Origin of the sequence: Amycolatopsis sp. w19, from assembly GCF_051373225.1 — a bacterium.
Lineage (GTDB): Bacteria > Actinomycetota > Actinomycetes > Mycobacteriales > Pseudonocardiaceae > Amycolatopsis > Amycolatopsis japonica.
Genome location: NZ_JBPQFM010000003.1, coordinates 68,966 through 87,899 on the forward strand (window position 1 = coordinate 68,966; position 18,934 = coordinate 87,899).

Below are 18,934 nucleotides of genomic sequence, written 5' to 3' on the forward strand. Positions count from 1 at the left end.
TCGGGCACGATGCGCAGCGTGCCCCTGGAGATCGCCTGCGACGAGTCCGGGTCCGAGGGCGAGAAACTGATCGGCGGCCGGACCGGCGTGTTCGCGCACGCGGGGGTCCGGCTGAGTCTCGAAGAAGCCGCGGCTTGCCTGGTCGAGCTGCGGCGAAGGATCCGCTCGCCGGCGGTCGAGTACAAGGCGAACCACCTCCTCCGCACGAAGCACCGGCGGGTGCTCGAATGGTTCCTCGGTCCGCGCGGTCCGGTCCACGGGCGTGCGCACGTGTACCTCGTGGACAAGAAACGGCTGCTGGCGAACGAACTCCGGGCGCTCGCCGGGCCCGGAATCCGGCCGGACGACGAACTCCTCGCCGCGTTCAACGACGTGCTGCGGACCAGGAACCGCCGGGATCCGGCGGCGGGGTCGTTCTTCGCGATGGCCGGGGACACCGCGGAATTGAGGGCGAAGGTCGGCCGGGCCCGTGACGCCAAGAGCCTCGATCCGCTGGTGCCCGCGATCCTCCGCGCCATCGAGTACTGGAGCGCGGGAGGGGAGCCGGTCTTCCTCGTCCACGACGAACAACCGTCGCTCAAAGGGGACCGGCTCGCCAGGATCGAGTCGAGTCCGGGATTGGCCGGCGTGAAGTTCGTGGATTCCCGGACCGATCCGCGGGTGCAGGTCGCCGATTTCCTCGTCGGCGTCGCCCGCCGGATCGCGGAGGACGCATTGAACGGGAACGGCGACGAGATATTGACCGGATTGCTCACGCCGTATGTCGATCCGGAGTCCCTCTGGGACTGATTCACTCCATGGCGCACCGAATCGCTCGGCTGGACGGTTGCCCGGCGCGGCGGCGGGCTGGAAACGTCGGAACGGATCCGACCCCGGCCCGGGAGGCAGTCGCAGATGCAGGCTTTCACCTTGCCCGAGTTCTACCTGCCGCATCCGGCCAGGATGAATCCGCACCTCGAAGCGGCGCGGGCGCACAGTATGGCCTGGGCCAGGGAAATGGGGATGCTCGATTCCTCGTCGCCGTCCGGTGACGTCGTCTGGACCGAGCAGGCGCTGGCGAAAATGGATTACGCGCTGCTCTGCGCGCACACCCATCCGGACTGTGACGGGCCGTCCCTCGATCTGGTCACGGACTGGTACGTGTGGGTGTTCTTCTTCGACGACGATTTCCTCGCGCAATTCAAGTACACCCGGGACACCGAGGGCGCCAAGGCCTATTTGGACCGTTTGGAACTGTTCATGACCGGGCCGGGGGAAACGTCACCGGAACCGGGGAATCCCGCCGAAGCCGGGCTTGAGAACCTTTGGGCGCGGACCATTCCTTCGATGTCCGAGGCCTGGCGACGGCGGTTCGTCACCAGTACGCACAATCTGATGGTCGAATCGCTCTGGGAACTGGACAACATCGACCGCGGCCGCATCGCGAACCCCATCGAATACGTCCAGATGCGGCGTCGTGTCGGCGGGGCGCCGTGGTCGGCGAACCTCATCGAGTTCGCCGTCGGTGCCGAGGTGCCGGACGGGATCGCGGCGACCAGGCCGATGGAGGTACTGCGCGACACGTTCGCCGACGCCGTCCACCTTCGCAACGATCTCTTTTCCTACCAACGCGAAGTGCGCGAAGAGGGCGAGAACTCCAACGCCGTCCTCGTCTTCGAGAAGTTCCTCGACTGCCCGACGCAGGAAGCCGCCGAACTCACCAACGACCTGCTGACCTCGCGATTGCAGCAGTTCGAGAACACCGCGCTCGTCGAGGTGCCCGCGTTGCTCGCCGAGCGCGACGTCTCGTTGCCGGAGCAGATCGGGGTCGGCCTGTACGTCAAAGGCCTGCAGGACTGGCAGTCCGGCGGTCACGAATGGCACACCCGGTCGAGCCGGTACATGAACGAGGGCGCGGACTCCGGTACCGACAGCCTGGGCCTCGGCCGGCGGATACGCCAGCAGGCGCCGCCGCCGTTCGCGAAGACCGGGCACCTGCCGTTGCCGGAATTCCGCATGCCGTACCCCGTGCGCACCAGCCCCCATCTCGCCGCCGCCCGTGAATACGCGCCCGGCTGGGCGCGGGAGATGGGGATGCTCGACGGCGGGGTCTGGGACGAGCGCCGGTTCCGCGGGATCGACCTCGCGTATTGCGCCGCGATGATCGATCCGGACGCGGACCTCGCGGGGCTGAGGCTGTCGACCGACTGGCTCACCTGGGGCACGTTCGGCGACGACTACTTCCCGCTGGTCTTCGGGGCGAAACGGGACGCGGTCGCGGCGAAACTGTGCAGTGACCGGCTTTCCCTGTTCATGCCGCTCGAAGGTGAGCCGGTGCCGAAGCCGTCGAACCCGGTCGAGGTGGGTCTCGCGGATCTGTGGGGCCGCACCGCGGGACCGCTGTCGCCGCGCACGCGCGCGGGGTTCCGGCAGGCGGTCGAGAGCATGACCGCGAGCTGGGTCTGGGAGGTCGGGAACCAGGCGCAGAACCGTGTCCCCGACCCGGTCGACTACGTGGAGATGCGGCGGCGGACGTTCGGCTCCGACCTGACCAAGAGCCTCGCGCTCCTCGAATTCGGCGACGTCGTGCCCGCCGAGCTCTTCAACAACCGCGTGCTGTTCGAACTCGACACGGCGGCGCAGGACTTCGCGGCCTTCACCAACGACCTGTTCTCGTACCAGAAGGAGATCGAGTACGAGGGCGAGACGCACAACCTCGTGTACGTCGTCGAGCGGTTCCTGGACGTCGACCGGAACGAGGCCCGCGACATCGCCGCCCGGCTGACGAACGCGCGGATGACGCAGTTCGAGCAGCTCGCCGACGAGGACCTGCCGCGGATGTGCGACGACCTCGGCCTCGGCGACGACGTCCGCGCGGCGGTCACCGGGTACGCGGACCATCTGAGGGGCTGGATGGCGGGAATCCTGGAATGGCACCGGAAATGCGTGCGGTACACGCCGGAGGAGCTGGCGCGCGTCCACGCTCCCGAGCCGCCGGTGTTCTCGCTCGTGCCGAGCGGGATCGGCATGTCGGCGTGGCGGATCGGGAGCGGGGCGCGCTGATCGCCCTGTGAGCGGGTCGGGTTGTGCACCTGAAGTACATGAAGGCCCCCTTCCTTGCGCCAGGCGCAAGGAAGGGGGCCTTCATGTACTGGGGGCAATACGCCCCGCCTGAGGCCGAACCGTCAGAAAGCGGTCAGCGTGATCCGCGCGGTCCGCGGGTCCCCGTCGTGCACCAGCGACTCGAAGTGCCCGACGTCGTCGAAGGCGAAGCCGTACGCCTTCCCGTCGACCATCTGCTCGTGCACGATCCGCGAGTAGTGGTCGGTCACGGACTGCTGGTAGAACTGGCCCGCGTCGTACGTCGGCTGAGTGTGCAGCGAGCCGAGCGTCGAGCGGTGCAGCGCCGCGCACAGGGTCCGCGCGATCGGGCCGACGACCTGGTCGTTCGGCGCGTGCAGCCGTCCGTCGCAGTTGAAGACGTCGCGGGTGCTCGGCTTGCTGAACGACGCCACTTCGGCGCCCGAGGTGTCGGTGAAACGCAGGACGTCGTCCCCGCCGGTCCGGCCGGTGAACTTCTTGCCGGGTTCGGCCTCGAACGGGACGACGGTGAGCGGTGTCGACTTGTAGGTGTTCCAGGCGCTGGTGACGTAGCCGTCGAGGTAGTTGCCGCTGAACTTGCCGGTGTCGAGCCCCTTGCCCGGAGCGAGGACCCGCAGCCGGTTGTACACCAGGTTCGAGAACCCGGACTGGCCCTGGACGGCGTTGAAGACGTTCTCGCGGCCACCGGGCTTCAAACGGCCGGCCTCCTTGTTCGCGCCCGCCCCGTTGGTCAGCCCGACGGCGTGCGGCACGCTGAACATGTCGACCTGCGAGCTGTTGATGAACAGCCCGCCGTTGTCGTAGGTGAATTCGCTCCAGTCGAACAGGATGTCGCGGTTCGGGTCGCCGTCGGCCCACGGCGCGGGCTGTACCAGGCCGTCCGGGGTGAGGAAGAACTTGATCTTCTGACCGAACGACATGTAGACCCGGCCCGAGAGCATGCGCGGGATCCGCAGCGTGGTCGAGCCGCCGTTGCCGGGGCCCGCGATCGAGACGTCCGGCGCGGGGCTCGGCGGGTTCGCGCCCGGCGGCCACGCGGTGAAGGCGCCGGCGGCGTTGACGTAGCCGAGTTTCCCGGTGTTGAGGTTCGTGCCGAGCACGTAGAGGTGGACCGCGTCGGAGCGGTTCGAATTGTTCGTCACGGTCAGCGGCAGCGGATCGGGGCCGGCGGCGGCCGCGGTGGACGCCGAAAGCGCCGAAACACCGGTGACCAGGGGGAGGGCGACCGCCAACGCGGTCAAAACGCGCCGGACTTTCTTGCGGATGCGCACAGTTCACTCCTCGGCGGAATCCCGCCGCGGAGCGTGGACGCGCCGCGGCGGTGCTTGCGGATGTCGGCCGGGGGCGCGTTCCCGGCCTGGGCGTGACCTTGGCGAGGGGTCTCAGCACGGGAAGTTACGTCGCGGGACGCCGACATGTCCAGACCACTGGTGGGAATCTGTCCGGTTTTGCGCCGGGACGGACAATTTGTCGCCGACCTTCGTCGATTGAGGTGGGCGGATTCCTGGACTACCGTTGGCCGGGTTCCGTCCTGGACCCCGGCGGCCGGGTTTTCTCATCCGTGGGGAGCGGGACATGAGCGACGAATTTCCGATGCCGAGAACCGGCGGCGGTGAGACGTGGATTTCCGCCGCGGGCTGGGACGGCCTCGTGAAGGCCGCGGTGGACGGCGAGCCGCGCGGCATGGACGACCTCATGTCCGCTGTCGCGGCGTGGGCGCGGCAGTACACCGAGACCCGCCTCGGCGGCCACGAGCTGACCTATCTCGAACCGGCCGACGTGGCGCAGGAGATCTGCCTCGCGGTCCTGGTCGCCGTCCCCGGGTACGGCGTGCGCGGCGGTTCCTTCCTGTTCCTCCTGCGCGCCATCGCGGCGAACAAGGTCGCCGACGTCTTCCGGAAGGTCGCGCGGAGCAAGCAGGTCCTGACCGACGAACTCCCCGAAAGGCCGGCGGGATTCGCGGACGAACCGGAGCAGCGTGCGCTGCGGACCGAACTCGGGGTCCGGCTCGGCAGGCTGATGCGGACCCTGCCCGTCTCCCACCGCGAAGTGCTGGGGATGCGGGTGATCGGCGAACTCACGTCGAACGAGACCGCGGCGGCCCTCGGCACGACGTCGTCACGGGTAAGGGTGACCAAACATCGCGCGATCAGCAGGCTGCGGGCCTGTGTTCAGCGCCAAGAGGTTTTGAGCTGAATACGGATCAACAGCCGGATCAACGGATTCTCCCGTTTGGCGCGGGTTTCGAGAATGCGAACGCACATGGCCCCTCCAGAGCTTGCCGGCGAGCACCGTTGCCGAGGGCCAGGACAAGCGGTCTCGGTCTCCACCCTAGGCGTGGTCCGGGGAGCCGGAACCGGCTGAACGGACCATTGGCCGCATCCGGCCTGGCCGTTCGGCTCTTCGGGCTACTGCTTTGGTGCCGAGAAGGCGTCGAAAGCGCGGCAAAGAGACGAAACCGTGCGAGGATGACCGTGGCGCGCGAGCGCTCTGTTCGCTCCGGCCCCGGCGGTCTCGTCCGAATCCGGACACGCCCGGGAGACATGTCATGACGTTCCCACGGCATGATCGCGCCGCCTTGGTCTGGTCGAAGATGCGTTTTCTCGCTTCGGAAGCCGATTCGACGGTGACAGTGGAGCACGCCTGCGTCGTCTGCGGGGAAGTGCTCGAAGCGGCCGGTGCCGGGCTCACGCTCGCCACCGGAACGGGTTTGCCGGAGCCGGTCTTCGCCACCGATGCGCGCAGCCGTGAATTGGAAGAGCTGCAGTTCGGTTCGGAGGCGACACTCCGATGGCCGATGTTCGCGCCCGAGGCGATCGACAGCGGCGTGAAATCGATCATCGCGGTGCCGATTCAGGTCGGTGCGATCACTTTGGGTGCGGTCGGCTGTTATCGCGAATTCGCCGGACTCCCCTTCGAAGGAGGGCCTGGCGAAGGCTCTCGTCTGCGCGGAGGCGGTCATCACCCTCGCCTTGGCCGATACCGGTGAGCCGGTTCTCGGTGAATTGATCGATCGTGAATTCACCGAACACCGCGCCCGGGTGCATCAGGCCGCGGGCGTGGTGTCGGCCCAGCTCGAGATCGGGCTTCCGGACGCGCTCGCCCGCCTGCGCGCGTACGCCTACCTCAACGACCGGAAGCTCGACGAGGTCGCCGAGGACGTGGTGCGGCGCCGGGTCACGTTCCGGCCCGAGTCATGACGGATGTGCGATAAGGAGATACCGGAAAGATGACCGACCTGGCGGCCGACCTGAGGGAAACCTTCGTGCAGCTGGCGGACACCCTGGTGGTGCTCGGCGTCCGCACGGCGGGGCTGGTGCTCGCCGACCCGCACGGCACGCTCACCATGGTGGCCGCGTCCGAAGAACAGACCCGGTTGCTCGAACTGTTCCAGCTGCGGAACTCCGAAGGGCCCTGCCTGGATTGCCAGCGGGACGCCGAGCCGATGCTCTGCCCGGATCTGGCGCGTGTGCACGGAAGATGGCCGAAGTTCGCGCGGGAGGCGGAAAACGCCGGATTCCGTTCCGCGTACGCGTTGCCGATGCGGTTGCGGGAAGAGGTGATCGGCGCGCTGAGCCTGTTCGGCACCCGTCCCGCCTTGCTCGACGACGAGGGAGTGCGGCTGGGGCAGGCACTCGCGGACGTCGCCACGATCGGCATCCTGCATCACCGGTTGCTGGAGCGGCAGGAGATCATCACGACGCAGCTGCGGACGGCGTTGAACAGCCGGGTGATCATCGAACAGGCGAAAGGCGTTCTGGCCGAACGACTCCGCGTTTCGGTCGGCGATGCGTTCGGCGTATTGCGCGCCTACGCGCGGAGCAACAACCGCAAGATCCTCGCCGTGGCGACCGGGATCGTCGACCGCACGGTGGAAATCCGGCGCTGAGCGATACCGGTTCGGCGCTTGTCCGCCCCAGGCCGATTCCTAGACTGGATGGGTGTTCTCCCTGGAGCAGCTGGTGAGTTTCGTCGCGGTGGCCGAGGAACTGCACTACGGCCGGGCGGCGGAGCGGCTCTCGATGACACAGCCGCCGTTGAGCAGGCGGATCCAGCTGCTGGAGCGTGAACTCGGGGCCGAGCTTTTCGACCGGACGCACCGCACCGTCCGGCTGACCCCCGCCGGACGGGTTTTCCTCGCCGAGGCAAGAAAGATCCTGCGTTCGTCGCATGAGGCGACGTTGTACGTCCGCCGCGTGAAGAAGGGTGAGGTCGGCGTCGTGACGCTCGGTTTGACCGCCACGGCGGCGTATTCGTATCTCGAACGCGTCATCGCCGCGGCGAACGCCGAGGTGCCCGGCGTCGATCTCGTGCTCCGGGAGATGGTGACGGCGGCGCAGGTGGAGGAGTTGCTGGCGGGAGGGATCGACCTCGGCATGATCCGGCCACCGGTCGCGGGCGCCGACATCGTGACCCTGCCGCTGTGGCGGGAACCGCTGCTGGCCGCGCTGCCGTCGGCGCATCCGTTGGCGCGGCGCAAGAAGAATCCCGACGTCCGCGATTTCGACGCCGAACCGTTCATCATGTATTCGCCGTCGGAAGGCCGGTACTTCCACGATCTGCTCGTCGCGGTGTTCCGCGCCGCCCGGGTGTCGCCGGAGTACACGCAATACCCCTGTCAGGTGCATACGGTGCTCGCGCTGGTGAAGGCGGAACTCGGCGTCGCGCTGGTCCCGGCCGCGGCGAGCACGCTGCGCTTCGAAGGCGTCGTGCTCCGTCCGGTGGACGGGGTCGAGGGCCGTCCGGTGGAACTCGACCTGATGTGGCGGCGCGGCAACGACAATCCGGCACTCGGCGCGCTGCTCACCGCCATCGGCAATCCGGCGCGACGCCGTCAGTCCACTGTGGAGTGATCGGGCCAGGCGTCGCCCCATTCCGCGTCGCGGGCCGCGCGGTAGGCCGGGCCGTGCCGTTTGGTGACGATCTTCTCGGTGAGCCCGGACTCGGCGCACAGGGACAGGCTGACCATGCCCTTGCGTTTGGCCGGATGCCGCAGGACGCGGGCGTCGGCGCGTTCCGGCGCCGTTCGGGAGGCGACGACGTAGGAGAACTTCTCGTCCTCGAAGCCGAGCGTCCCGGACTTGAGCTGACGGTGCAGGCCCGTGCGCGGGAGGCGCGCGGAGAAATGGCACCAGTCCTTGCCGCGCGGGATCGGGCACGCGCCCTCGTGCGGACAGGGCGCGACCAGGGAGAGCCCGAGTTCGACGAGCTGATCCCGCGCCGCGACGATCCGCTCGTAACCCGCGGGGGTGCCGGGGTCGATCAGCACCAGCATCGAGGCCTTCGCCGAGAGCCAGCGGACGGTGTCGGCCCGGCGTGCTTCGGGCAGCTCGCCGAGGACATAGGAGAGGGTCACCAGATCGGCCTCGGGCGCGGGCGCCGCCGGGTCGATCAGGCCGCGCCGCCAGGTCGCGCCCCGGACGGCCTTGTCCCCGGCGTTCTCCGCGAGCCGACGCCCCAGCGCGATCGCGCCGGGGACCTGCTCGACGACGGTGCTCTCCTCCAGCGTCGGCCACACGTCGGCCGCCGCCCAGATCGCGGCGCCGGTTCCGCCGCCGATGTCGATCTGCGTGCGCGGAGCGAACCCAGGGGCGCGAAGAGCGGCTTCGGCGAGGACGGCGTGTACGGCCGCGTACGTGGCAGGCATCCGGTAGCCCGCGTACGCCGCGATGTCCGCTTCGGACGAGAGGATGGGCGCGCTCGCGGGGGCGTTCTCGCGGTAGCGCGTGCTGAGCCGCTCGACGGACTGCGTCAGCCTGTTCTGCGGGTACTTGCCCAGCTCTTCGTCGAGGGCGGAGCGGAGGGTTTCGGGGAGTGCGGACACGATCGAAGATTAGATCGAGTCGCGCGAAGCGCGTCCTGCGAGGGTGGGTGGTGGGGATGAGGTGGCAGCATGAGGCCTTGACCTGCGGTTTTCCGGCTGCTCGAATATCCGCGGAAAAAAGTTCGGGGACCGTGTCGAATCCCGGGGTGCCCGATCGACGCGTAGATGTGGCAGGGACGAGCCCCGCCGGGAACGGAGACTTCGATGCGGTTCATGGTGATTGTCAAGAGCGACGAGAAGACCGACGTGGCCGGCGCCCAGCCGAGCGCCGAGGAACTGCAGGAGATGGGGAAGTTCAACGAGGAACTGGTGAAGGCCGGTGTCATGCTCGCGGGTGAAGGCCTGCTCCCCAGCTCCGAGGGTTTCCGCCTCCAGTACTCCGGCACCACCGAGGCGCGCGTCGTCGACGGGCCGTTCGCCGAGAGCAAGGAACTCATCGCGGGTTTCTGGATCCTGCAGGTCAAGGACCGGGCCGAGGTCATCGAATGGATGAAGCGCGCGCCGTTCCGCGAGGGCGAGATCGAGATCCGCCGGATCGCCGAGCTGGACGACTTCGACAACGCGACCCCCGAGATCGTCGAGCACGAGAAGAAGCTGCGGGAGCAGGCCGAGGCGAAGTAGGCCGCCTCCGGCGAGTCTTGTTCGCGGTCTTCGCGCCCAGGTGGCCCCTGACGGCACGGGCGGATGCGCCCGAGTACGACCCGGTACGAGGGCGATCCGGCCGCACCGTCAGGAACCGCCTGGATCACGAAGCCCATCGAACAAGCCTCGTCGGACGCGGCCAGGGTTGCGGTCGTCGCGCCGACGATGTTGATTGGTCGGCGTGACGGCAACGACAGACTCCCGTTCGGCGATCGACGCGGTGTGGCGGATCGAATCGGCCCGCCTCATCGCCGGCCTCGCGCGGATGACGCGCGACGTCGGCCTCGCGGAGGAGCTGGCGCAGGACGCGCTGGTCGCCGCGCTCGAACAGTGGCCTGAGTCGGGCGTCCCGAGGAATCCGGGCGCCTGGCTCATGACCACGGCCAAACGCCGGGCCGTCGACACCTTCCGGCGCAACGAGCGGTACGAGAAGAAGCTCGGCGAGATCGGCCGCGAGCAGGAGTACGAGGAGGAGCCCGACTTCACCGCGGGCCTCGACGACCATATCGAGGACGATCTGCTGCGGCTGGTGTTCACCGCCTGCCACCCGGTGCTTTCGACCGAAGCCAGGGTGGCGCTGACGCTGAAGATGATCGGCGGGCTGCAGACGCACGAGATCGCGCGGGCGTTCCTGGCCAAGGAGACCGCCATCGCGCAGCGGATCGTGCGGGCGAAGAAGACGCTCGGCGACGCCAAGGTGCCGTTCGAGGTGCCCGAAGGGTCGGACAGGGTCGCGCGCCTCTCCTCGGTGCTCGAAGTCATCTACCTGATCTTCAACGAGGGCTATTCGGCGACGGCGGGCGAGGACTGGATGCGGCCCGCGCTGTGCGAGGAGGCACTGCGGCTCGGGCGGATCCTCGCCGGGCTGATGCCGAAGGAACCCGAGGTGCACGGGCTCGTCGCGCTGATGGAGATCCAGGCTTCGCGATCCGCCGCCCGCGTCGGGCCGAACGGCGAACCCGTGTTGCTGATGGATCAGGACCGCACGAAATGGAACCGGATCCTGATCGGCCGCGGCCTCTCCGCGCTGGAGCTCTCCGAGTCGCTCACGGGCGGCGCTTTCGGCGTCTACGCGGCGCAGGCCGCCATCGCCGCCTGCCACGCGCGGGCGCGGACGGGCGAGGAGACCGACTGGGCGCGGATCGCGGCCCTGTACGAAGGGCTCGGGAAGCTGAACCCGTCGCCGGTGATCGAACTGAACCGCGCGGTGGCGCTGTCGATGGCCGTCGGGCCGGAGGCGGGGCTGGAGATCGTCGACAAGCTGACGTCGGAGCCCGCGCTCAAGGCTTACCACCTGCTGCCGAGCGTGCGCGGCGACTTCCTGTCGAAACTCGGCCGCCTCGACGAGGCCCGCGCCGAGTTCGAGCGCGCGGCCGAGATGACCGGGAACGACCGGGAGCGCACCCTGCTCCTGAACCGCGCGGCCGAATGCACCCCTCGCGATTAGTCCTCTGAATGCGATGGTTCGACCGCGTTCAGAGGACGAAACGCGTCAGGCGGGGGCGGGGCGAAGCGCGGTCAACGCCCGGTGCTGCCCCAACCGGACCGCCTGGACGGAGCAGCCGAGCGCGAGCGCGGTGTCGTCGGCGGAAAGCCCGACGAGCGACCGCAGCACCATGATCTCGCGCTGCTGCCCCGGCAGCCCCGAAAGCGGGTTCGGCAGTTCGGCGGCGGTCCGGTGGAAGTCGTCGACCAGACCGTGCGTGACGTCGTAGGCGAACGCGAGCAGGGCGCGCGCACCGGCCGTCCCGGCGACGATCTCGCGGCAGCTGTCCTTGGCGACCGCGTCGGCGATGTCGTAGGTGCCCGAACGACGACCGATCCGCGCCCGGCAATAACGCACGACCAGGACGCGGACGGCGTCGACGTGTTTCGAAGTCGGCTCCATCCGCCCGTCGGCCTCCTCCGGCCGTCGCGAACCGTGTCCTTCCATCGGCTCCCTCTCCCACCTTTCAGATGAGCACGGCCGCGGGGGAGGGAGGTACGGTCTTTTTGCCCACACGAGCGGGTCAGGCCTCGATGAAGACGATCCGCTCGGGCTCGATCGTGAGGCTCACGGTCTGCCGTTTCACGCTCACCAAGGTCTCGAATTCCGTCGCGTGCCCGTCCGGGACGGTGAACAGGCGATCGTTGCGGGAATCGAGGAAGTCGGAGAAGCCGGTCAGCGAGACCCCGCCGCTTTCGTCGAGCGCGAGGTAGTCGACGAGCCGGCGGAACAGTTTCGGCAGGATCACCAGTTCGTCGGCCAGTTGCCGCCGCGACGCGAGCTTGAACCCGGAGTTCGTGACGTCCTGCGGCCACAGCCCGAGCCCGTTCTGACGGGCTTTGACCGCGGCTTCGGCCAAGGCGTCACGGAGATCGGGATAAAGCAGTGAATAGAACGTCGGATAGACGAGACCGTCCGCGACCTGCCGGTAGTTCGCGGAGTTCTTCAGCGTTTTGACGTCGAGGTGGACCTTGGAAAGGTCCGCCGACCGTCCCGGCCGCTGCCCGGGAAAGGCGAACGCCACGGCTCGTCCGTATTTGTCGGCGAATCGCGTCAGTATGTGACCGGCTACCTTGATCGGCGTCGACGATGTGACCCTTCCCCGTTCGTCGCGTTCGACGGTTTTGAAGCCGAGGCACTTCAGCAGGTTCGCCGCGGCGGTGTCGGCGAATTCCGCGGGCTGGTGCCACATCCCGCCGGTTCCCCTGGCCTGGTAATGCGTTTCGAGCGCGTCGATCGCGTCGAGCCGCAACTGCATCCCGCCCCGCGAATTGAGCCGGACCTTCAGGCCCGCCTTCTTGGTCGCCTGCGGGTCTTCGGGATAGAACCGCACCGAATCGCCGTCCGGTGAGGCTCCGACAAGCTGGAACGTACCTTTGATCAGCGTCATGGGCATGAGGACAACGGTAGTTCGCATTCCGGTGAACGGATCCGGTGTTCATCCATCCAGCCCAATGGCCGGTTAAGATCGGATGACCAATGTGGACATTCTCGAATTCACGTTCACGACGGGATCATGAACCGCAGCACCGTCGCCTGGAGCAACGAGATCACCCCGACCACGGCGGTCAGCACCACGGACCACAGGAACGTCTGCCGCAGCAGCGCGCCTTCTTTCCCGGACTGACCGATCGCGGTGGCGCCGATGGACAGGTTCTGCGGCGAGATCATCTTGCCCATCACACCGCCGGAGGTGTTGGTGGCGCCGGCGAGGATCGGGTCGACGTGCAGTTGCTGCGCCGAAATCACCTGCATCGGCCCGAAGAGACTGTTCGTCGACGCGTCCGAGCCGGTGAGGAAGACGCCCAGCCAGCCGATATAGGCGGAGAACAACGGGAACAGCACCCCGGTGGTCGCGAGCGCGAGACCGAGGGTCTGCGTCGCGCCCGAGTAGTTCATGACGAACGCGATCGCGAGGATCATGAAGATCGTCGCCAGCGCCCACCGCATCTGGTGCAGCGTCCGGCGGTAGGTCGCCAGCAGCAGCCGCGGTTTCGCGCCCATCGCGAACCCCGCCACGATCGCCGCGATCAGGGCCACCGTTCCGGGCGAATAAAGGAAGTCGACGGTCAGCGTCGCCGCGTACGGCGTGTCCTTGGGCGTGATCGGCGCGTGCTGGACGACCTCCTTGTGCAGCCCCGGCCACGCGAACACCCAGTCGGCCTTGTGCAGCAGCTTCGTCAGGTCGAGCCATTCGGGCAGGTTCTTGAAGATCGTGCCGATCCGGGAAAGGAAGATCGCCGCGATCAGGACGATGTACGGCGCCCACGCGTACAGCGCGCCGCGTCCGGCCTTCGCCGCGCCGAGGCTCGCTCCGGTCTTCACCGGTTCTTCGCCGTCGAAACGCCAAATCGCCGACGGCTGCCAGAACCGCGTCAGTATCCACAGCGACGCCATCGCGGCGAGCGCGGCGACGACGTCGACGAGGCTCGGGCTGATGAAGTTCGAGGTGACGAACTGCATGACGGCGAACGACAGCCCGGCCGTCAGCACGGCGGGCCAGACCTCGATCATCCGCTTCCAGCTCGCGAGGACCACGATCAGGAAACCGGGGACGATCAACGCCAGCAACGGGAGCTGGCGCCCGACCATCGACGAGAACAGTTCCGTCGCCTGCTCCTGTTTCATGCCGAGGATCGGAGCGGTCAGCCTGCCCAGCACGATCAGCGGATTGCCGAGACCGCCGAACGCGACCGGCGCGGTGTTCGCCAGCAACGCCAGCACGACCGCCTTCACCGGCGGGAAACCGAGCGCGGCCATCATCGCCGCGGTGATCGCGATCGGCGAGCCGCCGCCCGCGATCCCTTCCAGCAGCGCGCCGAAACCGAACGCGATCAGCAGCGCCTGGAGACGGCGGTCCTCACTGAACCCGGCGAGGACCGCCTTGATGTCGTCGAACCGTCCGGTCGCGACGGTGACGTTGTGGAAGTACACGGCGTGGAACGCGATCCAGGCGACCGACCACACCCCGAAGGCCAGCCCCATGGCGGCGGAATCGAGGGCGAGCCCGGCGGGCATGCGATACAGCAGCACCGCGACCAGCAGCGCGGTGATCAGCGCGAGCCCGGCCGAGAGCTGCGCCGAGCGGCGCAGGACTCCCAGCGTCACCAGCAGCACGATGATCGGCAGCGCCGCCAGCGCGGCGGAAAGCCACAGCCCGCCCGCCGGCTGGTAGTCCTGGAGCCAGCCCACCTCAGGCCCTTTGCGCCCGGACGTAACCCAGGCGGAGCGACAGCGCGGCGGCGGTCCCGGCCACCGTCGCGCCGAGTTCGTCGGTGCGACGGAGCACGCGGCCGGCGGGGCCCGCGACGCTGATCGCGGCGATCGGCCGTCCGGTGTGGTCGCGGACGGCGGCGGCCACACAACCGACGTCCGGTTCGTTCTCGACGTCGTCCACGGCCCAGCCGCGACGGCTCGTCCTGGCGAGATCGTCGAGCAGCCGGACGGGATCGTTGATCGTCTTGAGCGTGAGACTGTCGAGTTTCATCCGGCGGATGCGCTCGACGCGGTCCTGTTCGGGCAACGCCGCCAGCCACGCCTTGCCCAGCGACGTCGCGTGCTGCGGACGGCGGGTGCCGAGACGGCAGGCCAGCGTGACGGCGTTGGCGCTGCGTTCGGTGGCGACGTAGACCATCGTGTCGTTGTCCGGGACGGCGAGATACGTGGTCTCACCGCTCCGCTCGGCGAGCGACGCGAGGTAGCGCGGCGCGCAGCGGTGGAGATCGGTCGCCGCCATCGCGCGGGCGCCGAGTTCGACCAGCCGGGTACCGAGCCGTACACGGCCGGTGGCGCGATCGGCTTCGAGGTATTCGAGATTCTTGAGGGTGCCGACGATGCGGTAGGCGGCGCTCCGGGAGAGACCCAGTTGCCTGGCGATCGCGTTGGTGGAAATCTCCTGGTTCTGGCCGACGTGCTCGAGAACCGCGAGACCGCGCTCGAGTGTGCCACTGGAATCCAGCCCGCGTGGTGTGCCCACTTCGCCCTCCGTAGGACCGGGGTGCCACTGACCGGCACCTGTTTCCGCTAAGCGGATTCGGACGTTAACAGTTCACCGGACCCTTGGGAAGGTTTCTTAACAAACTGGCGACCGGACAAGTTTTCCCAGCTCGCGGGCTTTCCGTCAAGATCACCGGTTTGGACCAATCCCTTCGGTGGGTCCGATTCGGCGTATGACTTCAGAGGTCATTCTTCTGTTCACGGATATGAAAGAACCCCCGCCGGAAAATCGCGGCGAGGGTTCGGGGCGGAGTCCGTTTCTAACGCACCGAGAGGTTTCCGATCGCTCGGACGACCGCCGTGCAGCGATCTTCGACGTAGTCCAAACCGCCTTCTTCGGCGATCCGGCGGGACTCGGCGGAGACGATGCCCTGCTGCAGCCAAAGCGCCTTCGCGCCGATCGCGACGGCCTGTTCGGCGATCGGCGGGGTGTCGGCGGACGGGCGGAAGACGTCGACCAGGTCGACGGGCTCCGGGATGTCGGTGAGCGAGCGGTAGACCTTCTCGCCCAGCAGTTCGTCAGCCGACGGGTGGACGGGGATGATCCGGAACCCGTGTGCCTGCAGTACGGCGGCGACCCCGTGCGAGGACTTGGCCGGATCGCGGCTCAGCCCCACGACGGCGATCGTCTTCGATCCGGCGAGGATCTCGGTGGCGCGATCGGTCATACCCCGTACAACCGCCACCGGCCCCAAGGAATTCCTAGAGCTTCCAGAGCCGCAGCCCGCGTACCCGGTACACCGGCCAGACGACGTGCCACACGCGGCGCCGCAGGAAGACCGCGGAACAGGTGAGGACACTGCGCGCGGACGTCGTCGCGACGTCGTGGCGGTCCGGCCAGATCTCGCCGTGCCGTCCGGCGGCGATCCGGAAGACGTTGACCAGGCCGCGGCCCTGCATGTCGAACTTCGCGCCGGTGTCGCCGGAATCCGGGGTCAATGACGCGATCTCCGGGCCGAACGCGGCCGCGGGCGCCGGCCCCGCGTCGGCGGGGAGATCACCGACGGTCGCCGAGACGGCCTTGCCGTAGAGGCGCCGGGTGTAGCGCTGGAGCAGCAGCCGCTCCCACAACGGCAGGACCCGGCGGTGCTTGAGCAGTGCCGAACACTCCGCGTGCCCGATGGCGAAGATGTCGGTCAGCTCGTCGTAGGCGTTGTGCGCGGTGGGCTCGTTGAGGTGCACCCGCACCTCGTAGCGGATACGCGCGGTGAGCTCGTCGAGCTCCTCGCGGCGGTCGATCCTGGTCTTCGCCCGGGAGAGCGTCCAATCGGACATGGGAGCAGGCTAGGTGATGATCGGGGTCGTGCGAGACCCTTTCGGCCTAATCCATGTGCCCGGAGGCGGGGTCGACAGAGCAGGTGAGGACACGCGCGCGCCTTCAAGAACACGGCCTAATCTGTGCGTACCGGCCAGTGGAACGGCCGTCTTGTGCGGGCAGGGGTGACGGGGCAGAGTCCGACTGTCGGAAGGAGCCCATGGACGCCAGCACGCTGCAGGAGGCCGCGGCCGCGCTGCTCAGCGCGTACGAGACCGGTAAGCCGATCGCGCCCCTCATCGAGACCTATCCCGCCGCGACGCTGGAGGACGCGTACCGCGTCCAGCAGCGGCTCGTCCGCCATTGGGCCGAGCGCGGCGACGGCGTGCGCGGGCACAAGGTCGGCCTCGCCTCCGCCGCCATGCAGCGGCAGATGGGCGTCGACCAGCCCGATTACGGCCATCTGACCGCTTCGATGTTCCACCTCGAACACCAGCCGATCCCGATCGGCGGCTTCCTGCAGCCGAAGATCGAACCGGAGATCGCGTTCGTGCTCGGTTCGCGGCTGCGCGGCCCCGGCGTCACGGTGGCGGACGCGCTGCGGGCGGTGGACTTCGTCGTCCCGGCGCTGGAGATCGTCGATTCCCGGATCCGGGACTGGAAGATCAGCATCGTCGACACCATCGCGGACAACGCGTCTTCGGGCGGTGTCGTCCTCGGCAGCAGGCCGACCGCGATCGGCGACATCGACCTGCGGCTGGTGGGCTGTGTCCTGCACCAGAACGGTGAGATCGCGGCGACCGGCGCCGGTGGCGCGGTGCTCGGTTCGCCGGTGAACGCGCTGGTGTGGCTCGCGAACACGGTCGGCCCGCTCGGTGTCGCGCTCGAACCGGGGCATGTCGTGCTGCCGGGTTCGATGACGCGGGCGATCCCGGTGAATCCGGGTGACACCGTCGTCGCGACGATGGCGGGGCTCGGCAGTGTCACCGCGAAGTTCTCCGGGGAGGAACGGCCGTGAGCCTTGAAGTGCGGGAGGCGGCGGAAGCGCTGCTGTCCGGGGAAGAACGCGAGCCGCTGACCGACGCGTGGCCGGAGCTGGACGTCGACACCGCGTACGCGATCCAAGACGAGGCGCTCCGGCTCAGGCTGGAGCGCGGCGAGACGCTTATCGGCGTCAAGCTCGGCCTTACTTCACGGGCGAAGCAGCAACGCATGGGCATCGACTCGCCGTTGCTCGCGTGGCTGACCGACGCGATGGTGCTCCCCGCCGGGGTTCCCGTGCCGTCATTGCTCCATCCGCGTGCTGAGCCGGAGCTGGTTTTCGTTCTGGGGCAACGTCTTTCCGGCCCTGGCGTGACCGCGGCGACCGCGATGGCGGCGGTGGACCGGGTCTACGGCGGCGTCGAGGTCATCGACAGCCGCTACCGCGACTATCGCTTCGAACTGCCGGACGTCGTGGCGGACAACGGTTCTTCCGCGTACGTCACGCTCGGCCCGGTGGGCGCACAGCCCGCGTCGCTGGATCTCTCGCTGGAGGCGGCCCTGCTGGAAGTCGACGGCGCGATCGTCGACACCGCCACCGGGGCGGCGGTGCTGGGGCATCCGGCGGAAGCGCTGGCGCTGGCGGCCAACATCCTCGGTGCGCGCGGGCGCGCGCTGGAGCCGGGCTGGCTCGTGTTCACCGGCGGGATGACCGACGCGGTCGACGTGCGCCCGGGTTCACGGGTGGCGGCGCATTTCTCGAACCTGGGCTCGATCACGCTCGCCGGGTCTTGACGTCGGCGCGGTCGGCCGTCCGGACCAGACCGCGCGTCAGCCGGGGCCAGATCGCGCGCGGCAGGTCGTGCCCCATGCCCGGGACGATGTCCACTTCGGACTCCCGCAGCGCGCGGGCCGTCGCCCGGCCGCCGGAAACGTGCACGAGCGGATCCTTCGAACCGTGCACGACGAGCGCGGGCACGTCGACCTTCCGCAACGCGCGGAAGCGATCCCGGCTCGAAACGATCGCCGCCAGCTGCCGCGCCGTCCCGCCGGGGTTCACGCCCCGATCGAACGACCGCTCCGCGCGCTCACGCATCCGGGCCTCGTCGAAGGGATAACCGGGCGAGCCGATCACGCGGAACGTGCGCACGAGCGAGTCGACGTACTCCTCGCGGCCGCGCGGGGGCGCCGAAAGCAGCATCGCCATCGCCTTGGCGCTCGGGCGCCCGACGAACCGGTTGCCGGTGGTCGACATGATCGACGTCAGCGACCGCACTCGCGACGGATACTCGATGGCCAGCGTCTGCGCGACCATCCCGCCCATCGACGCGCCCACGACGTGCGCGCTCGCGACGCCGAGCTCGGTCAGCAGCCCGGCGGCGTCGCCCGCCATGTCCGCCAAGGAGTACGGCGCCGTGCGCAGGGCATAGGCGAGCGGCAGGTTCACCCGGCCGGTCATCCGGCTGGACCGGCCGGCGTCCCGGTTGTCGTAGCGGATGACGAAGAACCCCTCGGCCGCGAGGTTCTCGCAGAGTTCGTCGTCCCACCAGATCATCTGGGAGGCCAGGCCCATGATCATCAGCAGCGGCCTGCCGTCCGGCGAGCCGAACGTCTCGTGGCACAGCTGGATGCCGTTCACTTCGGCGATCTTCTCCGGCATCACGACAGT

The 18,934-nt window shown here is 68.5% G+C and carries 20 protein-coding genes; 11 read left to right on the top strand and 9 right to left on the bottom strand.

Features of this window, described 5'->3' with window-relative positions; genetic code table 11:
- Positions 1–9: 9 nt before the first annotated feature.
- Entirely contained in the window at positions 10–789 is a 780-nt protein-coding gene (locus ACSMFO_RS07905) for a DUF3800 domain-containing protein (RefSeq protein WP_436457732.1), read from the top strand.
- A 105-nt stretch (positions 790–894) separates the two neighbouring features.
- Positions 895–3,042 carry a terpene synthase family protein gene (locus ACSMFO_RS07910; protein WP_436457734.1) on the top strand — a complete coding sequence of 716 codons (2,148 nt, stop codon included), beginning with the start codon at positions 895–897 and terminating at the stop codon, positions 3,040–3,042.
- A 122-nt stretch (positions 3,043–3,164) separates the two neighbouring features.
- Here the strand turns inward: ACSMFO_RS07910 and ACSMFO_RS07915 are convergent, their stop codons facing one another.
- Positions 3,165–4,352, bottom strand: coding sequence for a beta-1,3-glucanase family protein (locus tag ACSMFO_RS07915; RefSeq protein WP_436457736.1), 1,188 nt, complete (start codon positions 4,350–4,352; stop codon positions 3,165–3,167).
- A gap of 304 nt (positions 4,353–4,656) precedes the next feature.
- Here ACSMFO_RS07915 and ACSMFO_RS07920 point away from each other — a divergent pair, with 304 nt between their 5' ends.
- The 5 genes from ACSMFO_RS07920 to ACSMFO_RS07940 all read left to right on the top strand — a co-directional run bounded on the left by ACSMFO_RS07920 (position 4,657) and on the right by ACSMFO_RS07940 (position 7,934).
- Positions 4,657–5,277 (top strand): sigma-70 family RNA polymerase sigma factor, encoded by a 621-nt coding sequence (locus ACSMFO_RS07920; protein ID WP_038520681.1) that lies wholly within the window; start codon positions 4,657–4,659, stop codon positions 5,275–5,277.
- 382 nt (positions 5,278–5,659) lie between these two features.
- Entirely contained in the window at positions 5,660–6,070 is a 411-nt protein-coding gene (locus ACSMFO_RS07925; RefSeq protein ID WP_436457738.1) for a hypothetical protein, read from the top strand.
- A 16-nt stretch (positions 6,071–6,086) separates the two neighbouring features.
- On the top strand, positions 6,087–6,281 hold the full coding sequence (locus tag ACSMFO_RS07930) for an ANTAR domain-containing protein (protein ID WP_436457739.1): 195 nt from the start codon (positions 6,087–6,089) through the stop codon (positions 6,279–6,281).
- 29 nt (positions 6,282–6,310) lie between these two features.
- Entirely contained in the window at positions 6,311–6,970 is a 660-nt protein-coding gene (locus tag ACSMFO_RS07935; protein WP_436457741.1) for a GAF and ANTAR domain-containing protein, read from the top strand.
- A 52-nt stretch (positions 6,971–7,022) separates the two neighbouring features.
- A complete protein-coding gene (locus ACSMFO_RS07940; RefSeq protein WP_436457743.1) occupies positions 7,023–7,934 on the top strand; it encodes a LysR substrate-binding domain-containing protein in 912 nt (303 codons plus the stop codon).
- On the opposite strand, the gene ACSMFO_RS07945 is transcribed toward ACSMFO_RS07940, so the two are convergent.
- Positions 7,916–8,905, bottom strand: coding sequence for a small ribosomal subunit Rsm22 family protein (locus ACSMFO_RS07945; protein ID WP_436457745.1), 990 nt, complete (start codon positions 8,903–8,905; stop codon positions 7,916–7,918). The genes ACSMFO_RS07940 and ACSMFO_RS07945 overlap by 19 nt on opposite strands.
- 204 nt (positions 8,906–9,109) lie before the next feature.
- Here ACSMFO_RS07945 and ACSMFO_RS07950 point away from each other — a divergent pair, with 204 nt between their 5' ends.
- Both ACSMFO_RS07950 and ACSMFO_RS07955 read left to right on the top strand, forming a co-directional pair.
- Entirely contained in the window at positions 9,110–9,526 is a 417-nt protein-coding gene (locus tag ACSMFO_RS07950) for a YciI family protein (RefSeq protein ID WP_038520666.1), read from the top strand.
- 193 nt (positions 9,527–9,719) lie between these two features.
- Positions 9,720–10,994 (top strand): RNA polymerase sigma factor, encoded by a 1,275-nt coding sequence (locus ACSMFO_RS07955; protein WP_436457748.1) that lies wholly within the window; start codon positions 9,720–9,722, stop codon positions 10,992–10,994.
- A 45-nt stretch (positions 10,995–11,039) separates the two neighbouring features.
- Here the strand turns inward: ACSMFO_RS07955 and ACSMFO_RS07960 are convergent, their stop codons facing one another.
- From ACSMFO_RS07960 to ACSMFO_RS07985, 6 genes are all read right to left on the bottom strand, one after another.
- Positions 11,040–11,480, bottom strand: a complete 441-nt coding sequence (locus ACSMFO_RS07960; RefSeq protein ID WP_436457750.1) for a sigma factor-like helix-turn-helix DNA-binding protein — start codon at positions 11,478–11,480, stop codon at positions 11,040–11,042.
- 76 nt (positions 11,481–11,556) lie between these two features.
- Positions 11,557–12,429, bottom strand: a complete 873-nt coding sequence (locus tag ACSMFO_RS07965) for a nuclease (RefSeq protein ID WP_436457751.1) — start codon at positions 12,427–12,429, stop codon at positions 11,557–11,559.
- A gap of 107 nt (positions 12,430–12,536) precedes the next feature.
- A complete protein-coding gene (locus ACSMFO_RS07970; protein WP_436457753.1) occupies positions 12,537–14,225 on the bottom strand; it encodes an L-lactate permease in 1,689 nt (562 codons plus the stop codon).
- Position 14,226: 1 nt separating this feature from the next.
- A complete protein-coding gene (locus ACSMFO_RS07975; RefSeq protein ID WP_037335451.1) occupies positions 14,227–15,009 on the bottom strand; it encodes an IclR family transcriptional regulator in 783 nt (260 codons plus the stop codon).
- Between the two features lie 280 nt (positions 15,010–15,289).
- Entirely contained in the window at positions 15,290–15,697 is a 408-nt protein-coding gene (locus ACSMFO_RS07980; RefSeq protein ID WP_037335452.1) for a CoA-binding protein, read from the bottom strand.
- 34 nt (positions 15,698–15,731) lie between these two features.
- Positions 15,732–16,304 (bottom strand): hypothetical protein, encoded by a 573-nt coding sequence (locus tag ACSMFO_RS07985; RefSeq protein WP_073845429.1) that lies wholly within the window; start codon positions 16,302–16,304, stop codon positions 15,732–15,734.
- A gap of 200 nt (positions 16,305–16,504) precedes the next feature.
- On the opposite strand from ACSMFO_RS07985, the gene ACSMFO_RS07990 reads away from it, so the two are divergent.
- Together ACSMFO_RS07990 and ACSMFO_RS07995 are read left to right on the top strand one after the other, a co-directional pair.
- Positions 16,505–17,302 carry a 2-keto-4-pentenoate hydratase gene (locus ACSMFO_RS07990; protein ID WP_037335454.1) on the top strand — a complete coding sequence of 266 codons (798 nt, stop codon included), beginning with the start codon at positions 16,505–16,507 and terminating at the stop codon, positions 17,300–17,302.
- Positions 17,299–18,060, top strand: coding sequence for a 2-keto-4-pentenoate hydratase (locus tag ACSMFO_RS07995; RefSeq protein ID WP_436457755.1), 762 nt, complete (start codon positions 17,299–17,301; stop codon positions 18,058–18,060). The genes ACSMFO_RS07990 and ACSMFO_RS07995 overlap by 4 nt, the downstream gene beginning before the upstream one ends.
- On the opposite strand, the gene ACSMFO_RS08000 is transcribed toward ACSMFO_RS07995, so the two are convergent.
- Positions 18,041–18,925, bottom strand: a complete 885-nt coding sequence (locus tag ACSMFO_RS08000) for an alpha/beta fold hydrolase (protein ID WP_073845425.1) — start codon at positions 18,923–18,925, stop codon at positions 18,041–18,043. The genes ACSMFO_RS07995 and ACSMFO_RS08000 overlap by 20 nt on opposite strands.
- Between the last annotated feature and the right edge of the window lie 9 nt (positions 18,926–18,934).

Bases quoted from the DNA above. Each gene is read 5' to 3' on its own strand.
- ACSMFO_RS07905 (WP_436457732.1), top strand. From the start codon at position 10: ATGCGCAGCGTGCCCCTGGAGATCGCCTGCGACGAGTCCGGGTCCGAG.
- ACSMFO_RS07910 (WP_436457734.1), top strand. From the start codon at position 895: ATGCAGGCTTTCACCTTGCCCGAGTTCTACCTGCCGCATCCGGCCAGG.
- ACSMFO_RS07920 (WP_038520681.1), top strand. From the start codon at position 4,657: ATGAGCGACGAATTTCCGATGCCGAGAACCGGCGGCGGTGAGACGTGG.
- ACSMFO_RS07935 (WP_436457741.1), top strand. From the start codon at position 6,311: ATGACCGACCTGGCGGCCGACCTGAGGGAAACCTTCGTGCAGCTGGCG.
- ACSMFO_RS07950 (WP_038520666.1), top strand. From the start codon at position 9,110: ATGCGGTTCATGGTGATTGTCAAGAGCGACGAGAAGACCGACGTGGCC.
- ACSMFO_RS07960 (WP_436457750.1), bottom strand. From the start codon at position 11,480: ATGGAAGGACACGGTTCGCGACGGCCGGAGGAGGCCGACGGGCGGATG.
- ACSMFO_RS07965 (WP_436457751.1), bottom strand. From the start codon at position 12,429: ATGCCCATGACGCTGATCAAAGGTACGTTCCAGCTTGTCGGAGCCTCA.
- ACSMFO_RS07980 (WP_037335452.1), bottom strand. From the start codon at position 15,697: ATGACCGATCGCGCCACCGAGATCCTCGCCGGATCGAAGACGATCGCC.
- ACSMFO_RS07985 (WP_073845429.1), bottom strand. From the start codon at position 16,304: ATGTCCGATTGGACGCTCTCCCGGGCGAAGACCAGGATCGACCGCCGC.
- ACSMFO_RS07990 (WP_037335454.1), top strand. From the start codon at position 16,505: ATGGACGCCAGCACGCTGCAGGAGGCCGCGGCCGCGCTGCTCAGCGCG.
- ACSMFO_RS08000 (WP_073845425.1), bottom strand. From the start codon at position 18,925: ATGCCGGAGAAGATCGCCGAAGTGAACGGCATCCAGCTGTGCCACGAG.